The sequence below is a fragment of the Deinococcus aestuarii genome, assembly GCF_018863415.1.
In the GTDB taxonomy this organism is placed as follows: Bacteria; Deinococcota; Deinococci; order Deinococcales; family Deinococcaceae; genus Deinococcus; species Deinococcus aestuarii.
Genome location: NZ_JAHKSN010000005.1, coordinates 38,270 through 60,043, shown reverse-complemented (window position 1 = coordinate 60,043; position 21,774 = coordinate 38,270). Strand labels below are relative to the sequence as shown.

The following is a 21,774-nucleotide window of genomic DNA, read 5'->3' as shown; positions in this document are numbered from 1 at the left end:
TACGAACCCGGCCTTCCGCACACAAGACCGGAATGCACAGAAACCACAAACTGTTTTGTAGAGTCCGACAATGGTGAAGCTCAACGCGCTGCGAGAGGAACTGGGTCTCGCACCCGTGACGCCGGACGAGGACCTCCCCACCTTCGACGGCGCGGCGGCCCACCTCGCCTGTGTCCCCGCCTCCCGCTGGCGTCCGGTCTACGCGCGGTTGCTGGCCCAGGAATTGCGCCCCCACCTGCCCGCCGTGGTCGAGTTGCTGGGGGACGTCAGGACAGCGGTGGACGGGCCCCAGGCGGAACGGGCCATCGCCGGGTGGCTGGCGGCGGTGACGGGCGGGCAGGCGACCATCCGCTCAAGCTGGGGAGACACCGTGGCCCAGCGGGGCTCCCCGGGGGAGATTCGGATGGAGCAACGTCTGGTCTACGAGGGCCGTCCCGTCGGCAGCCTGCACCTGGAGGCCGACCCCGGCTGGCACCCCCTCTTCCGGCTGGTCGCCGAACTCGCGCGGCTGGCCCGCCTGCAATCCGCCGCCGCTGGAGCGGCCCGCCGCCGGGTGGGCGAGCGGCAGTTCGAGGCGCTGCTCGCCGGGGACACGACCGGCGCCCCGGAGGGCGGTCCCTGCGTCCTGGCCGCCCTGCGTCTGGACCGGGTCCTGCCCCGCGCCGAGCGGGCCCGCGAGGCGCACATCCACCGGCTGGACGTGCTCTGCGCGGTCGGCGAGGGGTACTTTCACGGGCGGGACCTGGGCTGCCTGACCACCGTGCGGGGCGACAAGGCCCTGTGGCTGTGGCCGAGCCAGGACCCGGAACGCGAGGCGCGGGGCCTGCACACGGCCCTCCTCAACGCCACGGAGGAGGACCTGCGGCTGGGCGTGAGCAGCCCGCAGCCCGGATACGGCGAGGTCAGGGCGGCGCTGCGGCAAGCTCTCCAGGCATTAGACGAAGTGCGGACCCCGCGCGGCCTGGTCTCCTTCCAGCGCCTTGACCCACTCCAGGCCCTGCTGGACAGCCCGGCCCTGCACGCCCTCTCCGAGCAGGTGCGGGGGCGCATGCGGGCGGAGGACGAGGGCGGGAAGCTGGAAGATACCCTGCGGCAGTACCTCGCGCACCGGGGCTCGCTGGCCGAGCTGGCCCGGAACCTGAATCTGCACGTCAACACCCTGCGCTACCGCCTGCGCCGCATCGAGGAGGTGCTGGAGGGTGAGCTGGCCGAGCCCGCCTTCGTGGCCCGGCTGTACCTCGCCTTTCACGCTGCCCCCCGGGAGGGACGCCGGGCGCCCGGTTCGGCCTGAGCGTCACGCGACCGGGCGCGGGGACGACGTTCCACGGCGGGGACACAGGACGCGGTGAACCTTTCCTCTTTCGCCCGGGTGCCAGAACCTGCCCCACGCCGTTCCCGCGACGTCTCCCCGCGTCCTCACAAGCTCACACCACGTCTGTTGCCCGACAGGCACAAGGGCGTGTTGGGCCCGCCTCCGACCCCAGGGCCACCGCCGAAACCGCCACCCGGCGCCCCCGGCCTCCCCTCCAGAGGGCTCTGAGAATACCCTCGGCCAGGGTCGGCGCAACTGAGTTCGGCGCCTCGCGCGCCGCCCCGTTCAGGTCCCTCCCGCCCCCACCTCATCCCGCGAGCGGTGCAGGGGCGGGCATTGCGCAGGCCTTCGGAAAAACTCCCCGGCGCCGGGCCAATCGTGTTCTTCGTGATCACCGCCGCCTCACCGCCCTACCCGGGGCCACGGGCGCCTTGGCCCTGGGCAACGGTCCGGGTGCACCGGGCGCGTCCCTGATCGCCGGGTTCAGCCTCGGCTACGCCACGATGAACCGCTCCATGACCCACTCGGGGGCCTTTTGCGCCCCTGTCGCGCGGGGCCCCGGGCATTCCCTGACGTGGCGGGCGGGCGCCGACCTCAATGCCTGGACGTGCTTTCCTCCGGGGGAGGCGCACCCAGCTCCTCGGGGCGGGCCCCCGACTCGGGCCGGGGCGAGCTGGCGGCCTGCCCCGAAGCGAGGAGGGCGCCGCTCCGAACTTCCGCGAGCAGGCGGTCGAGGTCGGGCTTGTAGTAGCGGTCGTGCTCCAGCGGGCGGGAGAACCCGCGGATGAAGCGGTACGCGCCGTCCACGCCCGCGCCCGCCCGCAGGGATTGAAAGTCGAGGGCCTGCGAGGCACACAGCAGCTCCACGGCGAGGACCGTGGCCGTGTTCTCCAGCACCTGACGCAGCTTGCGCCCGGCGTGGGCGCCCATCGACACGTGGTCTTCCTGGTTGGCGCTGGTGGGGACGCTGTCCACGCTCGCCGGGTGCGAGAGCACCTTGTTCTCGCTGACGAGCGCGGCGGCGGTGTACTGGGCGATCATCAGGCCGCTGTTGAGCCCGCCGTGCGGCGTCAGGAAGCCCGGCAGGCCGCTAAGCGCCGGATTCAGGAGCTGCTCGCAGCGCCGCTCCGAGATGGAGGCGAGTTCGGCCACCGCCACCGTGAGCGCGTCGGCGGTCAGGGCCAGGGGCTGCCCGTGGAAATTGCCGCCGCTGACCACCTCGCCCGTCTCCGGGAAGATCAGGGGATTGTCGGTCACCGAGGCGAACTCGGTGGCGAGGACCCGCTCGGCGTGCGCGATCACGTCGAGGGTCGCCCCGTGGACCTGGGGCACGGCCCGCAGGCTGTACGCGTCTTGCACCCGCGCGCACCCCGCGTGGGAAGGCGCGATCTCGCTCCCCGCCAGGAAGGCCCGCACCTCCGAGGCCGCCTCCAGCGCGCCGGGGTGGGGGCGCAACCTCACCACGTCGTCCCGGAAGGGCCGGTGGCTGCCCCGCATGGCCTCGACCGTCATCGCTGCGGCGAGGTGGGCGGTGCGCGCGAGCAGGCGGGCGTCCAGAGCGCTCAGGGCGAGCAGGCTGCCCATGAGCTGCGTGCCGTTGATGAGCGCCAACCCCTCCTTCGCCCGGAGGTCGAGCGGCGTGAGGCCCAGGTCGGCGAGCACCCCGGCGGCGGGGCGCACGGTGCCCGCGTGGTCGAGGTCACCCTGGCCGATCAGGGCGAGCGCGAGGTGGGCCAGCGGGGCGAGGTCGCCGCTCGCGCCCACCGAGCCCTGGGCGGGGACGACCGGGTGGGCCCGCGCGTTCAGCAGGGCGAGCAGCAGGTCCACCACCTCCTCGCGCACCCCCGAGTGCCCCAGCGCGAGCGACTGGGCGCGCAGCAGCATCATGCCGCGCACGACCTCGGCGGGCAGCGCCCCCCCCATCCCGATGGCGTGGGAGACGATCAGGTTGTGCTGGAGGTGGGCGAGTTCCTCCCGGGGAATGCGGACGGTGGCGAACTTCCCGAAGCCGGTGTTCACGCCGTAGACGGCCTCCTCCCCGTCCACGATGCGCTCGATGACGGCCCTCGCCCGCCGGAGCCGTTCGCGGGCCCCTGGCGCGAGCGTCACCGGCTCGAAGCCGCGCACGACGCGCTCGAAGTCGGGCAGGGTCAGGGTGCGGTCCAGGATCATACGGAAACCTCAGAGGGGAAGGCGCTCCCCGGCCACGAACACGTCGCGGACCGGGGGGGCGCCGAGCGTGTAGACGAGCTCGCGCCAGTCGGAGGAGTGCAGCGCGAGGAAGTCGGCCCGCTGTCCAGGCGCGAGGGCTCCCCGGTCCCGCAGCCCCAGGGCGGCGGCGGCGTTGACCGTGCCCGCCGTCAGGGCCTCGGCGGGCGTGAGGCCACACAACCGCACGGCCAGGGCCAGCGCGAGCCCGGCGCTGAAGAGGGGCGAGCTGCCCGGGTTCAGGTCGGTGCCGACGGCCACGCAGGCCCCGGCGTCGATCAGCGCGCGGGCGGGGGCGGCGGGCAGCCCGAGGTGGAGCGTCACGCCGGGGAGGACCGTCGCCACGGTGGGCGAGTCGGCCAGCGCCGCGATCTGCGCCGGGCCGCTCGCCTCCAGGTGATCCACGCTGAGTGCCCCGAGCTCGCAGGCGAGGTCCACCCCGCCGAGCGCGTGGAACTGATCGGCGTGCAGCTTCACGCCCAGGCCGTGCTCCCTGGCTGCCATCAGGATGCGGCGCGACTCCTCGACGCTGAACGCCTCCTTCTCACAGAACACGTCCACAGCTTTTGCCAATGGGGGAGTGAACTTCGGAAACAGTTCACCTCCTGAATGAGGCACTGACCACAGAGAATGATTTTTCTGCTCAGCCGCTCGCGGGATGAGAGAATTGATGACGCCTTGAACGTAGTCCTTGCGTCCCCTGACGGGCGGAACGTGAATTAGCAGCGTGGGCACCAGTGCGAACTCCGCTTGAAGCTCGCGTACCGCCTCAAGCATTCGCACTTCCGCATCAAAGTCTAGCCCGTACCCGCTCTTGACCTCGACGGTGGTCGCGCCGGAACGCGCCAGGGCCTCCAGCCGGGGCCGGGCGAGACGGACCAACTCCTCGACGCTCGCTGCCGCCGTCGCCCGTATGGTGGAGCGGATGCCGCCGCCCCGCGCAAGCATCTCCTCGTAGGAGACGCCCTCCACCCGCGCCTCGAAGTCGGCGAGGCGGTCCCCGGCCCAGACCGCGTGCGTGTGCGGGTCGATGAGGCCGGGCACGACGGCCACGCCGCCCAGGTCGTGCCCCTGCGGCGCGGACGGCGCGTCCCGGCTCGGCCCGACCCAGGCGATCAGCCCGTCCCGGACGAGCAGGGCGGCATCTTCCAGCACGGTCAGCTCGCGCATCGCCGCGCCTCGCTGGGGACCGGGGGCGGGGGTCACCAGTTGCGAGATGCCGGTGAACAGCGTCCCCATGTGTTCAGCCCCGCGCATCGAACACCTCGCACAAGGTCTCCATGACCAGCCGCGCGCCGATCAGGGCGCTGCGCCCGGTCGGGTCGAGGTTCGGCGCGAGTTCCACGAGGTCCAGGCCGACGGGCGTGTTGCGCTCCACCGCCGCGCGGATCAGGTCCAGCGTCTGCCCGTACGTCAGCCCGTCCGGCTCGGGGCTGCTGGTGCCGGGGAGCACGGCGGGGTCGAGGGCATCCGCATCCACGCTCAGGTAGACGTTCTTCCCGCTCGGGAGCGCACTCAGGACGGCGGGCAGATCGGCGGCGACTTCCGGCAGGCTGATCAGGGTGTGACCGCGCCCACGGGCCACCCGCACCCCCTCCGGGTCGTGTCTCAGCCCGCGCAGCCCCAGCGTGGTGATGTGGACGAGGCCGGGCAGGGCCTCCACCGCCCGCCGGAAGGGGCTGGAGTTGCTGTAGCGCGTGTCGTTGCGCTCGTCGGTGAAGTCGAGGTGGGCGTCGAGCTGGACGACGTGGAGCTCAGGCACGTCGTCGAAAGCCCGCAGCAGCGGGAAGGTGACGCTGTGATCCCCACCCAGAAAGACGGGAAGGCGGCAGCGGGACCGGACCTGCCGGGCCGCCCGCGTGATGCGCTCGCGGGCGAGTTCGGGTTCCAGGCTGGGCAGCACCACGTCCCCCGCGTCGGCGAACGTCACCCCCCCCAGACGGGTCCGGCCCGACAGGTCGCTGAAGGGCGGGACGTACCGCAGGCTGGCCTCCCGCAGGGCGCGGGGCGCGTACCGGGCCCCCGGACGGAAGCCGAGCGCGAGGTCAAAGGGAATGCCCAGGACCCCCACGTCCGCCCGCCACTCGCCCCCCGGTTCCACGATGGGCGCGCGGGCAAAGGAGGTGATGCCGCCGTAGGGGAGGTGGGCGGGGGCGGTCACGGCGTTCTCCGGTGACCTGAAGGGAGGGAACGGGCCACTACGTTTACAGGCGTGCTCCTGCTCCGACGCCCGAGCTTCCTTCCGCCCGCCTGTACCCTGTTTCCATGATGGGCCCCGCGTTCCACGCCATGAGCGTGGAGGCATACCTTCGCACGGAGGAGACGAGTCCCTACAAGCGCGAGTACGTGGGCGGCTTCGTGTACCCGCTGCACGGGCAGGCGGGGGTGAGCCAGCCGCACTCGCTGATCAGCATGAACGTCGCCGGAACGCTCTCTCCCCACGCCCGGCGTCAAGGGTGCCGCATCCACCTGGCCGACATGCGCCTGCACGTGAATTCGACCATCGTCTACCCCGACGTGATGCTCGTCTGTGGTCACGACATCCCGCATCCCCTGTGCGAGACGGCCCCCTGCCTGCTGGTGGAGGTCCTCTCGCCGAGCACCGCCGCGAACGACCGGGTGGGCAAGTACGCGCTGTATACGGGGCTGCCCAGCCTCCAGACCTACCTGATCGTGGAACAGTCCCAGCGGCGCGTCTACGAGGACCAGCGGGCGGGGGCCGAGTGGCGGCTGCGCGAGGTCGGCGTGCCGGGCCTGGGCGTGAGCCTGTCCCTCGACGACGTGTATGCCGGGGTGCTGGAGCCGGGGGAGCGTCATGGTCGGCCCGTCACCCCCAGGCTGGGCAGGTCGAGGCCGCGTTCGCGGGCGGTCGCAAGCGCGAGGTCGTACCCGGCGTCGGCGTGGCGAATCACGCCCATGCCCGGGTCGTTGACGAGGCAACGGCTGAGGCGCAGGGCGGCCTCCGGCGTGCCGTCCGCCACCGCCACCAGCCCCGCGTGCTGCGAGAAGCCCAGGCCCACCCCGCCGCCGTGGTGAAAGCTCATCCAGGCCGCGCCCGACGCGATGCCGACGCCGAAGTTGAGCAGCGCCCAGTCGCTCACGGCGTCGGAGCCGTCCTTCATCGCCTCCGTCTCCCGGTAGGGGCTGGCGACGCTCCCCGCGTCGAGGTGGTCGCGGCCGATCACGACGGGGGCTTTCAGGCGACCGTCCGCGACCATCTCGTTGAACAGCAGGGCCGCGCGGTCGCGCTCCCGGTAGCCCAGCCAGCAGATGCGCGCCGGGAGGCCCTGGAAGGCGATCTGCTCGGCGGCATAGGTCAGCCAGGACTGCAACCGCTCGTCCTGCGGGAAGAGGTCCAGCAGCGCCCGGTCGGTCGCGCGGATGTCCTCGGGGTCGCCGGAGAGGGCCACCCAGCGAAAAGGGCCCCGGCCCTCGCAGAAGGAATCGCGGATAAAGGCGGGCACGAAGCCGGGGTAGCCGAAGGCGTCCTCCACCCCCGCCTCGAAGGCCCGCTGCCGCAGGTTGTTGCCGTAGTCGAAGGCGACGGTGCCGCGCCTCTGGAGTTCGAGGATCGCGCGGACGTGCCCCGCCATCGCCGCGTAGGCCCGCTCGCGGTAGACCTCCGGCTGCTCGGCGCGCAGCCTGCCCGCGTCCTCGTCGGGGGCCAGCACGGGGAGGTAGCCCCACATCGGGTCGTGGGCGCTCGTCTGGTCGGTGATCAGGTCGGGCGTGTAGCCGGTCTCCACCAGCCGGGGCACGAGGTCGGCGGCGTTGCCGAGCACGCCGATGGAGCGGGCCTCCCCCTGCGCCCTGTACCGCTCGGCGCGCGCGATGGCGTCCGGGAGATCGTCCGCCACCTCGTCCAGGTACCGGGTCTCCAGACGCTTCTGGATGCGGGTGGGGTCGACCTCGATGGTGATGCTCACCCCGCCCGCCAGCTTCACCGCGAGGGGCTGCGCGCCGCCCATGCCGCCCAGGCCCGCCGTCACCGTGACGGTACCCTTCAGGCTGCCGCCGAAGTGCTTCTTCCCGGCGCTGGCGAAGGTCTCGTAGGTGCCCTGCACGATGCCCTGGGTGCCGATGTAGATCCAGCTTCCGGCGGTCATCTGGCCGTACATCATCAGGCCCGCCCGGTCGAGGCGGTCGAAGGTCTCCCAGTTCGCCCAGTGGGGCACGAGGTTGGAGTTGGCGAGCAGGACGCGCGGCGCCCACTCGTGGGTCTTCAAGACGGCGACGGGTTTGCCCGACTGGATCAGCAGCGTCTCGTCGTTCTCCAGGCGGTCGAGCGTCTCCACGATCTTGGAAAACGCCTCCCAGCTCCGGGCGGCCTTGCCGCGCCCACCGTACACGACCAGATGCTCGGGGTGTTCGGCGACCTCGGGGTCGAGGTTGTTCATCAGCATCCGCTTGGCGGCCTCCTGAATCCAGCCCTTGGCGGTGCGCTGGGCGCCGCGCGGGGCACGAACGACGGGGGCCGCTGGTGGGACTGGGGGCATCATTCACTCCTTGTCGGGACGGGGAGGGGTTGAACTGGGCCCATCGTCCGGCACGGCTCCGGCTGCCACAACACCTCTTTCCGACTATGCCGGAAAGGCGGTAGGCTCGGCCCATGCCCCGGACCCTTTCCACGGTGGACGGCGCCGTGCGCGTGTTGGAGGCTTTCGACGCGGACCATACGGAGTGGACGCTCTCGGGGCTGGCCGCCCACCTGGGAGAGCCGACCTCCACCCTGCACGAGCAGCTCACGACGCTCACGGCGAGCGGGCTGCTTCTGCGGGTCGGGCGGGGGCGCTACCGGCTGGGCTGGCGGCTGCTCAAGCTCTCCAGCGCCCTGTACGGCAGCGTGCCGTGGTACGCGCCCGCCCACGACGCGATGACCGCCCTGGCGCGCGGCACGCACCTGCTGGCCTTCCTGAGCGTGCTGGAGCGGGACCGGGAGGGCGGCGCGCGGGTGTTGTGCATCGCGCGCTCGGTGCAGGGCCGGGACGGTCCCCCGGTGGTCGGCGAGACGCAGTTCGAGCTGCCCGCCCACGCCAGTGCCAGCGGCAAGCTGCTGTACGCCCTGCACGGTCTGGACCTGCCGCAGGACGCCCCCCGCTTCACGCCGCTGACCCTGAAGACCCCCTGGGCCGCCGAGGCCGCGGGCATCCGCGGGGCCGGGCTCGCCGTCACGCAGGGCGAGTGGGCCCTCGGCACGGGTGGGCTGGCCGTGCCCCTGGTCGGGGCGGAGGGGAAGGTGCTCGCGGCGCTGGGGGTGAGCTTTCCCACCGCCCGGCTGAGGGACCGGGAGGGGCTGACCCGCCGCCTGCGCGACGCCGCCGACGCGGTGGCCTGGACGCTGGGCCACCGCCCCCAAGGCTGAGGACCGGGGCCCGCCGGTCAGCGCAGGAATATCAGAAGCCCGCCACCTGCCCGTCCGCGCGGCTCTCGCTGCCCCCGCAGAGCACGCCCTGCCCGTCCCGCCAGATGATCTGCCCGCGCCCGAAGGACCCCGGCTCAAGCTGGACCCGCACGTCGTGCCCGCGGGCGGCCAACGCGCGGGCGAGGTCCGCGCCGAGGGCGGGCTCGACCTCCACCGCCTTGCCGCCCGTCCACTGCCAGCGGGGCGCGTCGAGGGCCTGCTGGGGGTTCATGCCGTACCGGACGGTGTTCACGACGACCTGAAGGTGTCCCTGCGGCTGCATGAAGCCTCCCATCACGCCGAAGGGGCCGACCGGGGTGCCGTCCGCGCGGCTCAGGAAGCCGGGGATGATGGTGTGGTAGGGCCGCTTGCCGGGGGCCAGCGCGTTGGGGTGGGCGGGGTCGAGGCTGAAGTTGTGCCCGCGGTTTTGCAGGGCGACCCCGGTGCCGGGCACGACCACGCCGCTGCCGAAGCCCATGTAGTTGCTCTGGATCAAGCTCACCATGCCGCCCTCCCCGTCGGCGGTGCAGAGGTACACGGTGCCGTGCGCGTTCGGGTCGCCCGCCCCGGGGGGCCGCGCCTCCCCGGTGATCAGGGCGCGGCGCCGGGCGTGGTAGGCCGGGTCGAGCAGCTCGGCGACGGGGACCCGGGCGTGCTGCGGGTCGGCCACGAAGGCGTGCGCGTCCGCAAAGGCGAGTTTCATCGCCTCGATCTGGAGGTGCAGGCCCTCCGCGCTGTCCCGCCAGTCCGGCAGCGGCAGGCCGTCCAGAATACCCAGGGCGATCAGGGCGGCGATGCCCTGGCCGTTGGGCGGAATCTCGTGGACGAGGTGGTCGCCGTAGCGGGCGTGGATGGGCGTGACCCACTCCGACTGGTGCGCGGCGAGGTCTTCCCCCCGCAGCAGGCCGCCGGTCGCGCGGGCGTGGGCGTCCACGGCCCCGGCGAGGTCCCCCTCGTAAAAGGCCGCCGCGTTCGTCTGCGCGATCCGTTCCAGGGTGCGGGCGTGCCCCTCCGACGCCCACACGGCCCCCGGAACGGGGTGGAAGCCGTCCGGGGCGAAGGTGTCGAACCACGCCCGGAACTCGGGCACCCGGCGGGCCTGGTAGGCGCGGATGCCGCGCTGCCAGTTGCTCGCCAGCACCGGCGACAGCGGGTAGCCCCGCCGGGCGTACTCGGTGGCGGGCGCGAGCAGGCGGTCAAACGGAAGCCGCCCGAAACGGGCGTGGAGGTCCGCCCAGGCGCGCGGCGCCCCCGGCACGGTGACGGGAAGCCAGCCGTGCGTGGGCAGCTCCCCGTTCGGCAGGGCGTCCCGGGTGAGCGCCCGGGGCGCGCGGCCCGAGCCGTTGAGGCCGTGCAGCTTCCCCTCCATCCAGACGAGGGCGAAGGCGTCCCCGCCGATGCCGTTGCTGGTCGGTTCCACGACGGTCAGGGCGGCGGCGGTGGCGATGGCCGCGTCCACGGCGTTGCCTCCCTCGCGCAGGACGAAAAGCCCGGCCTGGGTGGCGAGCGGCTGCGAGGTGGCGACCATACCGCCCCGCGCGTACACGGGTTCACGGTGGGAGACGGACTGGGGGGAGGTCATGGGATAGGCAGGTTCCTTCCTGGGGAGGTCAGCGGCTGCGGGGGTCGGTGGCCTCGCGCAGGCCGTCCCCGACGAGGTTGAAGGCCAGCACGGTCAGGAAGATGGCGAGCCCGGGAAAGACCACCATCCAGGGCGCCTCGGCGAGAAAGCCGCGCCCGGCGTTGAGCATCGAGCCCCACGACGGCGCGGGCGGCTGCACCCCCAGCCCGAGGAACGACAGGCTGGACTCGGCGAGCACGGCGTTGGCGATGGCGAGCGAGGTCTGCACGATCAGCGCGCCGCTGATGTTGGGCAGCAGGTGCCGGAAGACCAGCCGCCCGCCGCTGGCCCCCAGGGCGTGGGCCGCCTGCACGTACTCGCGCTCGCGCTGGGCGAGCACCTCGCCCCGGGTGATCCGCGCGAAGGCGGGGGCGGTGACGATGGCGATGGCGATCATGGTGTTCTGGAGGCTGGGCCCCAGGATGGCCGCGAGCGCGATGGCGAGCACCAAAAAAGGCAGGGCGAGCATGGCGTCCACCAGGCGCATGATCACCTCGTCGAGCCAGCCCCGCGCGTACCCGGACACGAGGCCCAGCAGCGTCCCGACGACGAGCGCCCCGGCGACGCTCAGCACACCCGCGCTGAGCGACACCCGCGCCCCGGACAGCACCCGGCTGAGGATGTCGCGCCCCAGCTCGTCGGTCCCGAAGAGGTGCGCGGGGCTGGGGGCCGCGCGCAGGTCCGTGAAAAACACCTGCGTGGGGTCGTAGGGGCTGATCCAGGGGGCGAGCACGGCGAGCAGGATGAACAGGGCCAGCAACGCGGCGCCGATCACCGCCAGCCGGTTTTTCAGGAAGCGCCGGACGGGCTTGCCCAGTCGGAAGCGGCGGGCGGGGGTGGGGGCAGGCACGGTCTGCTGCATCAGTGGTACCGGATGCGCGGATCGACCGCCGCGTACGCCAGATCGACGAGGAAGCTCACCAGAAACACGGCCACGGCGGACACGAGCACCACCCCCTGGATGACGGGCAGGTCGCGGGTGAACACCGCGTCCACGAGCAGGCGCCCGAAGCCCGGCACGCTGAAGATCTGCTCGGTGATCACGGCCCCGCCCAGCAGCCCGCCGAGTTGCAGGCCGAACGCCGTGATCACGGGAATCAGGGCGTTGCGCAGCCCGTGCTTGAACATCACGCGGCCCCCCGTGACCCCCTTGGCGTGGGCGGTCCGCACGTAGTCCTGCGTCATGACCTCCAGCATGCTCGACCGCAGGTAGCGGGTCAGGACCGCCGCCGTCGGCACGCCCAGCGTCACGGCGGGAAGCAGCAGCAGCAGCAGGTTCCTGCCGGGGTCTTCTAAAAAGGGCACGTACCCGCTCGCCGGAATCCAGGCGAGCCGGATGCTGAAGAGGTAGATCAGCAAGATGCCCAGGAAGAAGCTCGGCAGGCTGATCCCGGACAGCGCCAGCAGGGTGAGGAGCCGGTCCACCCACGAGTTCTGCCGCATGGCGCCGAGAATCCCGGCGGGCAGGGCGATCAGGAGCGAGATCAGCATGGCGAAGACGGCGAGTTGCAGGGTGGTGGGCAGCTTGTCGGCGATCAGCCCTCCCACCGACGTGTTGTCCTTCACGCTGGCGCCGAGGTCGAGCCGGGCCACGTCACCCAGCCAGCGGAAATACTGCTCGGGAACCGGGCGGTCGAGCCCCAGCGAGCGGCGCAGCTCCGCCACGGCGGCAGGCGTGGCCTCCTCGCCCAGCAATAGCCGGGCCGGGTCGCCGGGCAGGAGCTGGACCATGCCGAAGACCAGCACCGTCACGACGAGCAGGGTGGGAAGCGCGGAGAGAAGGCGCCTGATGGCGAACTGGATCACGGGGGCCTCCTGAGCGTCTCCCCGGGGGGGGCGCCCGGGGAAGGAGGGGTTACTTCAAGTCGGCGTCCTTGAAGCGGACGATCCCGTCCGGGATGGGCTTCAGGCCGCTCATCCCCTTCACCATGCCCACGAGGTTGTTGGGGTGGTAGACCCACACGTAGGGCACGTCGCTGACGATCTGGTTGAGGGCCACGTTGTAGGTGGCGCTGCGGGCGTTCAGGGAGTTCTGCGCCCGCGCCTTGGCGAGCAGGCCGTCCACCGTCTTGTTGCTGTAGCCCGCCTGGTTGTTCGAGCCGTCCGTCACGAAGAAGTCGTAGATGTTGCCGTCCGGGTCGGGCCGCCCGCTCCAGCCCAGGATCAGCGCGTCGTAGTCCTGCTTGTCGGCGCGGTCGAGCAGAGTGCCGAACTCCACCTGCTGGATCTTGGCGTTGATGCCCGCCTGCGCGAACATCGCCTGATAGAGCTGCGCGAGCTGGGTGGTCACGGTGCCGGGGGTGGTGAGCAGCGTAAAGGTCAGGGGCCTGCCCGCCAGCCGCTGCCGGGCGGCGTTCAGGTCCGGCGCGGGAATGCGGGTGTTTTTGTTGTAGACGGGCGTGCCGGGCGCGAAGGGGCCCGCCGCGGGCTTGACCGTGTTGTAAAAGACGACCTTCGCCACCGCGTCCCGGTCGATGGTAGCGGCCACCGCCTGCCGGTTCGCCTTGTTGTTGAAGGGCGCGCGCGTCACGTTGAACCAGATGCCCTGGAAGCCCAGGCCCGGGTAATTCAGCACCTCGAACTTCTGGTTCTGCTCCAGCTTGGAGATGTCCTTGGGGTCGATGGGCGTGATGACCTGCACGGCGCCCGAGAGCAGGTTCGCCAGCCGCACGTCCCCGTCCGGGAAGGGCCGGAACACCAGTTTGTCGATCTTCGGTGCCCCGTCCCAATACCCCTTGTTCGCCTGAAGCGTCACGTTGTCCTGGCGCTTGCGGCTCACGAACTGGAAGGGGCCGCTCCCCACCGGGTTGTTCTGGAAGTCCGCCCCCGCCTTCTGCGCCGCCGTGGGCGAGACGATCATGCCCGCGCGGTCGGTCAGGGTGGCGAGGAAGGGGCCGTACGGCTGCTTGAGCGTGACCTGGACGGTCTGCGGATTGACCACCTTCACTTCCTTCACGCTCGACAGCTCGTTCTTGCGGGCGCTGCCCTCCACGGTCATGTTGCGCTCCAGCGAGTACTTGACGGCGCTGGCGTCGAGCGGCGTGCCGTCGTGGAACTTCACGCCGGGGCGCAGGGTGAAGGTGTACGTCAGGCCGCCGTTCGTGACCTTCCACGACCGCGCGATGGCCGGGACGATCTTGAGGTTCTGGTCGAGGTCCACGAGCTTGTCGAAGATCTGGTTGAGCACCTGCCGGTCCACGAAGGCCGAGGACAGCGCCGGGTCGAGGCGCGGCGGATCGGCGTCGAGGCCGACGGTGACCGTCTGCGCCCCTGCTGTGCCGAGCGCGAGGAGGGTGAAGAGGGCCAGGGTGCGGGGGGCTGGACGCATGGAAAACCTCCTGGCGGGATCTCAGTCCGGCCTGGGTGAAGGGTGGGTCGGGGCGGGGCTCCCTGGAGCGGGACTGGCCGACCCGGGCAACGAGGACGTTTCGACGACGGCGTTCAGGTGATCGAGCATGGCGGCCCGGGCCCCCGCGGGGTCACCCGCCAGGATCGCCCGGGCAATGCGCTCGTGCTGGGCGAGGGTGAGGTCGGGCAGGTGGCCGGGCAGGGCGGAGGTCCGCAGCTCACTGAGCAGCGAGCGGAGGGTGCCCAGCACCTGAAGGGTGACCAGATTCCCGGCGGTCCGCGAGATGAGCCCGTGAAAGGCGAGGTCTTCGCGGGAGAGCCGTTCGCCCCGGCCCAGCGCCTCCCGCTGCCGCGCCAGCGACTCGCCGAAGGCGTCGGCGTGCTCGGGCCTCACCCGCACGGCGGCGAGGGCGGCCACCTCGGGTTCGAGCATCCGGCGAAATTCGAGGAGGTCGAGGGCCGCCTGGGGACGTCCGGTGAGCAGCCCGCGAAAGGGCAGGCTGAGCGTCTCCCCGTCGGGCGTGCGGACGTAGGTGCCGTCCCCCTGCCGAATCTCAACGTGCCCGAGCAGTTCGAGGTGCCTGAACGCGTCGCGCAGGCTGGCCCGCGAGATGTTGAAGCGGCTGCTGAGTTCCCGTTCGGGGGGAAGGCGGCTCCCCGCCGGATAGGTGCCGGTGCGGATCAGCACCAGAAGTTCGTCGGCGACCGTTTCCGAGAGCTTGGGTTTGCGTAGGGGCTGAATCACGGATCCTCCTGGCCGCACTTCTCTGGAGGTACGATGGTCTGACCAATTTTGTCGTGAGCAGACGATAAGCCCGGCCGCCCCCCACCACGCCGACGGGCCTAGACAAGCGGCGCCGGGTGCCGGAGGCCCGAGGGTCAACCCCGCAGTGGGAGGTGATACGTCCGCCTCGCGTCCTCCGGCACTCTCCCCCGCCGCGCTCGACTCCGCCCGGGTCGGGGAGTCGGGACGGAGGGCGAGGGAAGCGCGGCGCACCCGGGCCGCCCGTGCCTGAAGCTGGGCGCCCTCCCTGGCCGCCGAAGAGGAGGCGGGGAGAAGCGGCTTCCGGCACGAGGTGGTGGGCTCCGGGGCGCCGGACAGGGTGGGCCACTTCCGGCACCGCCGCGCCGATTCTGGCCGGTCACCGGGGGACCCTGGGCCATGCGAGGGTCGGACAGGAGAGGCCATCTGCACCCTCTCCCCTGCCTGGCGCCTTCCGGGCACTCGCCCAGGCACGGGGGGCGGGAGCGGCCGTCAGCGGGTCAGCGCGTAGGGGATCACGTGGGGCCTGCCGGTGTCGGGGTCGGCGAGGATGTGGGCCTTCAGGCCGAACACGTCGCGCAGGAGTTCAGCGGTCATCAGTTCCTCGGGGTGGCCCTGGGCGTACACCTGCCCGCCCCGCATGGCGACGAGTTCGTCGCTGTAGCGCACGGCCTGGTTGAGGTCGTGCAGGACCATCACGACGGTCTTGCCCTGCTCGCGGTTGAGCCGCCCGGCGAGGTGCAGCACCTCGAGCTGGTGCGAGAGGTCGAGGTAGGTCGTCGGCTCGTCGAGAAGCAGGATGTCGGTCTGCTGGGCGAGACTCATGGCGATCCAGGCGCGCTGGCGCTGCCCGCCGGACAGGGCCTCCAGCGGGCGCCCCGCGAAGACCGTCATGCCCGTCTGGGCGAGCGCCCACGCCACCGCCTCGCGGTCTTCCTCCCGCCGCACGGGAAAGCGGCCCTGGTGGGGGTGGCGCCCGAACCACACGAGGTCTTCCACGCTCAGGCCCTCGGGGGCCGCCGGGCCCTGGGGCAAGATCGCCAGCCGCCGCGCGACCTCGCGGGAGGGCAGGGCGTGGAGCGCCTGGCCGTAGAGGCTGATGGAGCCGCCCCCGGCGGGCAGCAGGCGGGCCAGCGCGCGCAGCAGGGTGCTCTTGCCGCAGCCGTTCGGCCCGATGATGCTCGTGATCTTTCCGCCCGCCACGTGCAGGTCGAGCCCCGGGACGATCACCGTCTGCCCGTAGGCGAGCTTGAGGTTGCTGGTGGTCAGGGGGGCGGGGTCGGAAGCCTCGGTGACGGGAGTGTGGGTCATGCGCTGCGCCTCAGCAGATAGAGGAAGTATGGCGCCCCCACGAGCGTCGTGAAGATGCCCGCCGGGACCTCGACCGGAGGCAGCAGGGTGCGCCCCAGGGTATCGGCGGCGAGCACGAGCAGGGCGCCGACGAGCACGGAGACGGGCACCAGCCGCCCGTGCCGCCCCCCCACGAGCAGCCGCGCGAGGTGGGGCGCGAGCAATCCCACGAAGCCCAGGATGCCCGCCCCCGTCACGGCGGCCCCGGCGAGCGCGACCCCCACCCCCAGGCACAGCAGCCGCGCGGCGCTGACCCGCGTGCCGAGGCTGGTGGCGAGGTCTTCCCCGAGGTTGAGCACGTCGAGCGTCCGCGAGAGCAGCAGGGCGGCGGGCAGCAGCACCAGCGCCCAGGGCAGCACCCGCGCCACCCGCTCGGTGTCCGCCCCGTACACCGTGCCCGTCAGGAACGAGAGGGCGGTGCCCAGCCCGTCCGGGGCGCGCACGAGGACGAGTTGCTGCCACGCCCCTAGTGCCGCCGCCACTGCCACGCCGACGAGCGCGAGCCGCACGGGGTGGAGGTTGTTCAGCCCCGCCCCCCGCCACTCCCGCGCGAGGAGGAGCACCAGCCCGAAGCCCGCCCACGCGCCCGCGAGCGCGGCCCAGGGCAGCCCGCCGACCGGGGCCCCCGGCCACGCGAGCAGGAACAGCGTGACCGCCAGCCCCGCCCCCGCGCCCACCCCGATCAGGTCCGGCGAGGCGAGCGGGTTGCGGATCACCCCCTGCATGATCGCCCCCGACGCCGCGAACATCGCCCCGCACAGCAGGGAGACGAGCACGCGCGGCACCCGCAGCCCCAGGACGAGTTGCCGGGTCAGGTCGTCTCCCCCGCCCGCCAGCACCCGCAGCACGTCGGCGGCGGGCGTCCGGACCGCGCCGAACCCCAGGGCCAGGACCGAGGCGAGCCCGGTCAGCCCCGCGAGGAGCAGGCCGACGAGGAGGGCCCGGCGCGCGGTGTAGGGGCTGGCGGTCACCGGGACCGGAACTCCGTGGGCGGCGCGGCGTCCTGAAGGAGGCGGCTCTGGATCGTCTCGGCCACCATCCGCTTCAGGGCGATGGGGCCGCGCCCGCGGGTCCAGTTGTCGCGGTCGAACCCGTAGACCCGGCCCCGCTGCACCGCCGGGAGCTTTTGCCACAGGGGGCTCGTCCTCCACGTCTCGGTGATGGGCTGCTCGTCCGGCGCGGTGAACAGCACGAGGGTCTGCGGGTTCAGGGCGACGAGGCCCTCCAGCGAAATCTCGTACTGGGTCTGCCCGCCCTGCACGGCGACTTGGTTCTTGCGCCCCAGGTCCTCCAGAAAGCTGCCCCCGAAGCTCCCGCTCGTGTGGACGGTCAGGCTGCCGGGCGTGGCGACCGCCGCGACGAAGGGGGGCGCACCCTTGCGGGCGAGCACTTTCGCCTTCGCCAGGAGGCTTTTCTGGTCCGCGAGGAGCTGCCGCGCCGCCGCCTCGCGCCCGACGAGGCGACCGATGGCGAGGGTCTGGGCGTTCAGGTCGTCGAGGCTGCCCCGGCGGCTCTGGAAGGCGGCGGTGGGCGCGAGCCTGGAAAGTTGCGGGTACACGCTGCCGTGGACGAAGGCGTCGGCGAGGATCAGGTCGGGGCGGGCGGCGGCCATCGTCTCGAAGCTGGGCTGGGCGCGGCTGCCCGTGACGGTGACGCCCCCCACGCGGCCCCGCAGGTAGGGCGGCGTCCCGCGGTCCCCGCCCCCGGTGCCCAGCGCCGCGCCGACGGGCCTCACGCCGAGCGCGAGCAGGGTGTCCACGAACGAGTATTCGAGCGCGACGACCCGGCCGGCAGGGCGGTCGAGGCTCAGCGTCCCCCGCTCGTGGTTGACGGTGACAGCGGCGGCGGCCGCGGTGCCGAGGGTGAGGGCAGTGAGGAGCAGCGGCTTTGTTCGCATGGGGGAATTCTCCTTGGGTTACCGGCGGCCGATCCGCCGCGCGAGCAGGACGAAGAAGGGGGCCCCGGCGGCGGCGGCGAGGATGCCGACGGGCGTCTCGGCGGGGCGGTCGATCAGGCGGGCCACGACGTCGGCCAGGGTCAGGAAGGCCGCCCCCAGCAGGGCCGCGAGGGGCAGGCTGAGGCGGTGGTCCGGTCCCATCAGGGCGCGGGCCGCGTGGGGAACGATCAGCCCGACGAAGCCCACCGGCCCGACCACGCTGACCGACGCCGCCGCGAGGAGCACCCCGAGGACCGTCACAAGGGCCGAGTCGCGCTCGGTGCGCGCGCCCAGGCTCCGGGCCACGTCCTCCCCGAGGGCGAGCACGTTCACCCGCGGGGTGAGGAGGAGCGAGAGCCCCAGCCCCAGCCCCAGCCAGGGGGCGACCTGCGCGACCTGCTCCCACGTCCGGCCCGCCACCGAGCCGGAGAGGGCGAACAGCGCTCCCCGGGCCCGCTCCTCGAACAGCAGTTGCAGGCCACGGGTGACCGCCCCGGCGAGGCTGGCGACGGCCACCCCCGCGAGCGCGAGCCGCAGCGGCGTGACGCCCACCCGCCGCGCCACCCCGTACGCGAGCGCCGCCGCCAGGGCCCCGCCCAGGAAGGCGGCGGGCACGAACAGCCCGGCGGGAGCCCCCGGAAAGAACACCACCATCACCAGGATGGCGAGCGCCCCGCCCGCCTCCACCCCCAGGATGCCGGGGTCGGCGAGCGGATTGCGCGTCACCCCCTGGAGGAGCAGGCCCGACACGCCGAGCCCCGCCCCGGCGAGCGCGGCGACGACGGTGCGCGGCAGCCGCAGGGTGTGGATCACGAGGCTGTCCGTGCCGTCGTCGGGCGCGAACAGGAGGCGGGCGACCCGGCCCGGGTGGATGTCGCTCGCGCCCAGGGCCAGCGAGGCGAGGAGGGCCAGGATCAGGAGCGCGGCGGCGAGGACGAAGATCAGGGGGCGTCTCAAGCGGGGCTCGGCTCTCCGTCGGCGACCCACACGTCGGGAACGGCGTACTGCCGCACCGCGCCCAGATCGGCCTTGTGGCTGGACCCCGGCAGACGCAGCGGTTCGGCCTCCCGGATCAGGGCGCTGGCACTCCCCCGTGCGCCCTTCCAGACAAAGGACAGGGTGACCCGGACGGCCCCCTCCCCCCCAGGCTCCACCCGGGCCGCGCGCTCGGCGCTGAGCCAGTCCCAGCCGTGCCGCGCGAGGAGTTCCCGGTCGAGCACCTGCGCGGGGGCGGGCAGGCCCGCGAAGCCGCGCAGATGCCCCCGCACCTGCGCCGGGTGAACCTCCCGCCGCGCGACCCGGACCGCCAGTTCCGGCGTCAGGTGCGCCCACAGCAGCCCGGACGGCAACTCCACGGCGGTCGCGGCGAAGCGGTGGCCCCCGAAGTGCCCGGTTCGCCACGCGCGCTGCCCCTCCCCGCGCAGGGCGTGGTGGACAGGCACGCCGTACTTCCCGCAGGCGGCGTCCACCGTTCCGTGGGTGCAGACGTGATGGTCGGGGCCAGTCGGGGCGGGCACCTCGGCCCACTCGCCCCCCCGGAGCCGTTCGGGGTGCAGGAGGGTGGCGCTCAGGCCGCGCGCCCACTCGGTCTGGGGAAGGCCGGACACGTAGTCGCGGCGGGTGAAGCCGCCCGCCCCCCGGACGTAGTGTCTGACGCGCAACGGTTGCCCCGGACGTTCCGGCGCCGCCATCAGCAGGCCGAAGCCCGCGCCGCTCGCCTCGACCTTGCCGCGCAGCGCCTCGAACAGGCCGCGCTGCTCGGCGGTCCACGCCTCCACATTGCGCAGGGCCGCCCACACGGGCACGTCCAGTTCGAGGACCGTCACCTCCTGCCAGTGGGGGGCGGTGCCGATGGGGTCTTCCCCGGCGGCGCGGGAGGCGTCGGCGCACAGGGGGAGGCGGGCGTGGGGCGTCCTCACGGCGTGGGGCGGCCCAGCATCCTCTGGCGGACCCCGCTCGCCAGTTCGAGCGCCGAGAGCGGCCCGCCGAAGGTCCAGGTGCGTTCGTCGAGCGCGTAGGCCCGCCCCTCCCGCACGAAGGGGAGGCCCTGCCACAGAGGCGCGGTGGCGGGCGCGGCGAACACGTTGTCTTCTTGCTGAATCACGTAGAGGAAGTTCCTCGGCCTCAGCGCGGCCAGCCCCTCCAGCCCGAGTTCGGAAAAGCCGTAGCCCTGCGCGGGTGCGTTCCAGGCGTTGACCAGACCGACTTTCTCCAGCACCTCGCTCACCAGGCTGTTGTTCGTGAAGAGGCGCATGGTCGGCGTGCCGCCCCGGGCCGTGAAGGCCTGGGCGAAGACAAAGGTCTCCCCCGCCCTCCCGGCGGCCCGCAGGTCCCCCCGCACCCGGGCGAGGCGGGCGTCGAGGTTGCCGAGCACCTGCCGCGCCGTGTTCGGGCGCCCGAGAACGTCCCCGATGATCGTGAAGGTGGCGCGCATCTCGCCGTACGGGGAGCCCGGCGCGTAAGTGTCGAAAGCGAGGGTGGGCGCGATGGCCGCGAGCTGGGCGTAGTTCTGGGTCGCGCGCAGCTTGGAGGTGAGGATCAGGTCGGGCCTCAGCGCGCGAATCCGCTCCAGGCTGGGCTGCTGCCGGGTGCCCACGTCGGGCACGCCCGCGGACAGGGGCGCGGGAATCCTGACCCACTCCCTATACCCGCCGGTGTCCGCCGCGCCGACGGGCTGCACCCCGAGCGCGAGGACGTTTTCGGTGTACGTCCACTCCAGCGTCACCACACGCCTGGGCACGCCCCTGACGCAGGTCTGCCCGAGCGCGTGGGAGACGAGCTTCCCGGCACAGGAGGGCGTCTGGGCGAGGGCGGGGCCGCTGGGCCCCAGCACGGCCGCGAGGGCGGCGAGCCCCAGCCTCCTCACTTCACCGCCTCCAGAATCAGCCGGGTCACGTCGTTGCTGTTGCGCATGGAGACCAGGGGACCCGACCACGGGCTGCTCGCCTCCAGGTTGTAGATCACGCTCTGGCCCCTGAGCCGCTGCCCGACCGCCGACTTCAGGAAGGCTTCGCCGCCGTTGTACTGCCCGGCGGGCGGCATGATGACCACCAGCGTCTGCTTGTCGAGCCCCAGCAGCGCCTCGTCGCTGATCTGGACGCCGACACCCAGGGTGGTGGAGGGGGCCTTGAGGCCGTCCCTGAACCCCAGGGCGCGCAGGTCGTCGATGAGGCGGACCTCGTTGTACAGCCACGTGCTGCCCCCCGTGAAGGGCGAGATCACCACGACCTTGGGGTATTTCCGGAAGACGCCCGCCGCCGCCAGCTTGCGGGCGTTGGCGCGGTTCACGTCCGAGACCTGCTTGATCACCCGCTCAGCCTGCACCTGCCGCCCGAAGACGCGGGCGAGGTCGCGCAGGCTCCCCTGCCAGAAGCCGGAGGCGTCCTCGCGGTAGCCGACGGTCGGGGCGATCTTGTTGAGGTTGGCGTAGTGCTGGTTGCCCTCCCAGGTCGAGCGCACGATCAGGTCGGGCTTCAGCGACAGGATGGTCTCCAGGTTGGGCGCCGTCCAGGTCCCCACGAAGCGGGGGTTGTTCAGCCTGCCGCGCGCCAGGTAGCCGGTCTTCAGGACCTCGGGTCTCAGGTATCCGCCCGCCGTGAGCCCGGCAGACCCTATGACCGCGCTGCCCAGCCCCACCACGCGGTCACCCAGCCCCAGGGCATAGATGAAATCGAGCGCCTGCTCGTCGAGCACGACGAGGCGTTTGGGATCGCGCGTCACCTGCACGGTGCCCGTCCCCTCGTCGTGCCGGAGGGTGAGGGGCTGCGCCGAGGCGGCGGCGAGCGACAGGGTGACGAGGGAGAGCAGGAAGGCCTTCATGCCGGACATACTCCAT

Annotated in this window: 18 protein-coding genes and 1 pseudogene; 3 read left to right on the top strand and 16 right to left on the bottom strand. The window is 72.6% G+C overall.

The window, feature by feature from the left end; translation table 11 throughout:
* Window positions 1–70 precede the first annotated feature (70 nt).
* On the top strand, window positions 71–1,291 hold the full coding sequence (locus IC605_RS08915; protein ID WP_216322026.1) for a PucR family transcriptional regulator: 1,221 nt from the start codon (window positions 71–73) through the stop codon (window positions 1,289–1,291).
* A gap of 615 nt (window positions 1,292–1,906) precedes the next feature.
* Here IC605_RS08915 and hutH read toward each other — a convergent pair.
* The 3 genes from hutH to IC605_RS08900 are packed head-to-tail and all read right to left on the bottom strand — an operon-like array spanning window position 1,907 to window position 5,681.
* Window positions 1,907–3,484 (bottom strand): histidine ammonia-lyase, encoded by a 1,578-nt coding sequence (hutH, locus tag IC605_RS08910; RefSeq protein ID WP_216322023.1) that lies wholly within the window; start codon window positions 3,482–3,484, stop codon window positions 1,907–1,909.
* A gap of 9 nt (window positions 3,485–3,493) precedes the next feature.
* Entirely contained in the window at window positions 3,494–4,759 is a 1,266-nt protein-coding gene (hutI, locus tag IC605_RS08905) for an imidazolonepropionase (RefSeq protein WP_216322019.1), read from the bottom strand.
* 4 nt (window positions 4,760–4,763) lie between these two features.
* A complete protein-coding gene (locus IC605_RS08900; RefSeq protein ID WP_216322017.1) occupies window positions 4,764–5,681 on the bottom strand; it encodes an arginase family protein in 918 nt (305 codons plus the stop codon).
* Window positions 5,682–5,785: 104 nt separating this feature from the next.
* On the opposite strand from IC605_RS08900, the pseudogene IC605_RS08895 reads away from it, so the two are divergent.
* A pseudogene (locus IC605_RS08895) lies at window positions 5,786–6,277 on the top strand (Uma2 family endonuclease); the annotation flags it as partial.
* 56 nt (window positions 6,278–6,333) lie between these two features.
* Here IC605_RS08895 and hutU read toward each other — a convergent pair.
* A complete protein-coding gene (gene hutU, locus IC605_RS08890) occupies window positions 6,334–8,016 on the bottom strand; it encodes a urocanate hydratase (RefSeq protein WP_216322015.1) in 1,683 nt (560 codons plus the stop codon).
* Window positions 8,017–8,129: 113 nt separating this feature from the next.
* Between hutU and IC605_RS08885 the strand changes: the two genes are divergently transcribed.
* Window positions 8,130–8,882: an IclR family transcriptional regulator gene (locus tag IC605_RS08885; RefSeq protein ID WP_216322012.1), complete on the top strand. Its 753-nt coding sequence runs from the start codon at window positions 8,130–8,132 to the stop codon at window positions 8,880–8,882.
* Window positions 8,883–8,913: 31 nt separating this feature from the next.
* Here IC605_RS08885 and IC605_RS08880 read toward each other — a convergent pair whose 3' ends face one another.
* The 12 genes from IC605_RS08880 to IC605_RS08825 form a co-directional block, all read right to left on the bottom strand.
* Window positions 8,914–10,503 carry a gamma-glutamyltransferase family protein gene (locus IC605_RS08880; protein WP_216322009.1) on the bottom strand — a complete coding sequence of 530 codons (1,590 nt, stop codon included), beginning with the start codon at window positions 10,501–10,503 and terminating at the stop codon, window positions 8,914–8,916.
* 28 nt (window positions 10,504–10,531) lie between these two features.
* Window positions 10,532–11,404: an ABC transporter permease gene (locus IC605_RS08875; protein ID WP_216322004.1), complete on the bottom strand. Its 873-nt coding sequence runs from the start codon at window positions 11,402–11,404 to the stop codon at window positions 10,532–10,534.
* Window positions 11,404–12,348 carry an ABC transporter permease gene (locus IC605_RS08870; protein WP_216322001.1) on the bottom strand — a complete coding sequence of 315 codons (945 nt, stop codon included), beginning with the start codon at window positions 12,346–12,348 and terminating at the stop codon, window positions 11,404–11,406. The genes IC605_RS08875 and IC605_RS08870 overlap by 1 nt, the downstream gene beginning before the upstream one ends.
* Before the next feature lie 49 nt (window positions 12,349–12,397).
* Window positions 12,398–13,870 (bottom strand): ABC transporter substrate-binding protein, encoded by a 1,473-nt coding sequence (locus tag IC605_RS08865; RefSeq protein WP_216321997.1) that lies wholly within the window; start codon window positions 13,868–13,870, stop codon window positions 12,398–12,400.
* A gap of 21 nt (window positions 13,871–13,891) precedes the next feature.
* Window positions 13,892–14,635 carry a FadR/GntR family transcriptional regulator gene (locus IC605_RS25360; protein ID WP_216321994.1) on the bottom strand — a complete coding sequence of 248 codons (744 nt, stop codon included), beginning with the start codon at window positions 14,633–14,635 and terminating at the stop codon, window positions 13,892–13,894.
* A 510-nt stretch (window positions 14,636–15,145) separates the two neighbouring features.
* A complete protein-coding gene (locus tag IC605_RS08855) occupies window positions 15,146–15,964 on the bottom strand; it encodes an ABC transporter ATP-binding protein (RefSeq protein WP_216321990.1) in 819 nt (272 codons plus the stop codon).
* On the bottom strand, window positions 15,961–16,974 hold the full coding sequence (locus IC605_RS08850; protein ID WP_216321987.1) for a FecCD family ABC transporter permease: 1,014 nt from the start codon (window positions 16,972–16,974) through the stop codon (window positions 15,961–15,963). Before IC605_RS08850 ends, IC605_RS08855 begins: the two co-directional genes overlap by 4 nt.
* Window positions 16,971–17,900 (bottom strand): ABC transporter substrate-binding protein, encoded by a 930-nt coding sequence (locus IC605_RS08845; RefSeq protein WP_216321984.1) that lies wholly within the window; start codon window positions 17,898–17,900, stop codon window positions 16,971–16,973. The genes IC605_RS08850 and IC605_RS08845 overlap by 4 nt, the downstream gene beginning before the upstream one ends.
* 18 nt (window positions 17,901–17,918) lie before the next feature.
* The gene (locus IC605_RS08840; protein ID WP_216321982.1) at window positions 17,919–18,896 is read right to left on the bottom strand and encodes a FecCD family ABC transporter permease; all 978 of its coding nucleotides are present in this window, start codon (window positions 18,894–18,896) and stop codon (window positions 17,919–17,921) included.
* Complete coding sequence (locus IC605_RS08835) at window positions 18,893–19,858, bottom strand: sucrase ferredoxin (protein WP_216321978.1); 966 nt, start codon at window positions 19,856–19,858, stop codon at window positions 18,893–18,895. Before IC605_RS08835 ends, IC605_RS08840 begins: the two co-directional genes overlap by 4 nt.
* Window positions 19,855–20,805, bottom strand: coding sequence for an ABC transporter substrate-binding protein (locus IC605_RS08830; RefSeq protein ID WP_343216552.1), 951 nt, complete (start codon window positions 20,803–20,805; stop codon window positions 19,855–19,857). The genes IC605_RS08835 and IC605_RS08830 overlap by 4 nt, the downstream gene beginning before the upstream one ends.
* On the bottom strand, window positions 20,802–21,758 hold the full coding sequence (locus IC605_RS08825) for an ABC transporter substrate-binding protein (RefSeq protein ID WP_216321976.1): 957 nt from the start codon (window positions 21,756–21,758) through the stop codon (window positions 20,802–20,804). Before IC605_RS08825 ends, IC605_RS08830 begins: the two co-directional genes overlap by 4 nt.
* Between the last annotated feature and the right edge of the window lie 16 nt (window positions 21,759–21,774).

Coding starts and splice junctions, on each gene's coding strand:
- IC605_RS08915 (WP_216322026.1), top strand. CDS start 71: ATGGTGAAGCTCAACGCGCTGCGAGAGGAACTGGGTCTCGCACCCGTG.
- hutH (WP_216322023.1), bottom strand. CDS start 3,484: ATGATCCTGGACCGCACCCTGACCCTGCCCGACTTCGAGCGCGTCGTG.
- hutI (WP_216322019.1), bottom strand. CDS start 4,759: ATGGGGACGCTGTTCACCGGCATCTCGCAACTGGTGACCCCCGCCCCC.
- hutU (WP_216322015.1), bottom strand. CDS start 8,016: ATGCCCCCAGTCCCACCAGCGGCCCCCGTCGTTCGTGCCCCGCGCGGC.
- IC605_RS08885 (WP_216322012.1), top strand. CDS start 8,130: ATGCCCCGGACCCTTTCCACGGTGGACGGCGCCGTGCGCGTGTTGGAG.
- IC605_RS08880 (WP_216322009.1), bottom strand. CDS start 10,503: ATGACCTCCCCCCAGTCCGTCTCCCACCGTGAACCCGTGTACGCGCGG.
- IC605_RS08875 (WP_216322004.1), bottom strand. CDS start 11,404: ATGCAGCAGACCGTGCCTGCCCCCACCCCCGCCCGCCGCTTCCGACTG.
- IC605_RS08865 (WP_216321997.1), bottom strand. CDS start 13,870: ATGCGTCCAGCCCCCCGCACCCTGGCCCTCTTCACCCTCCTCGCGCTC.
- IC605_RS08855 (WP_216321990.1), bottom strand. CDS start 15,964: ATGACCCACACTCCCGTCACCGAGGCTTCCGACCCCGCCCCCCTGACC.
- IC605_RS08845 (WP_216321984.1), bottom strand. CDS start 17,900: ATGCGAACAAAGCCGCTGCTCCTCACTGCCCTCACCCTCGGCACCGCG.
- IC605_RS08825 (WP_216321976.1), bottom strand. CDS start 21,758: ATGAAGGCCTTCCTGCTCTCCCTCGTCACCCTGTCGCTCGCCGCCGCC.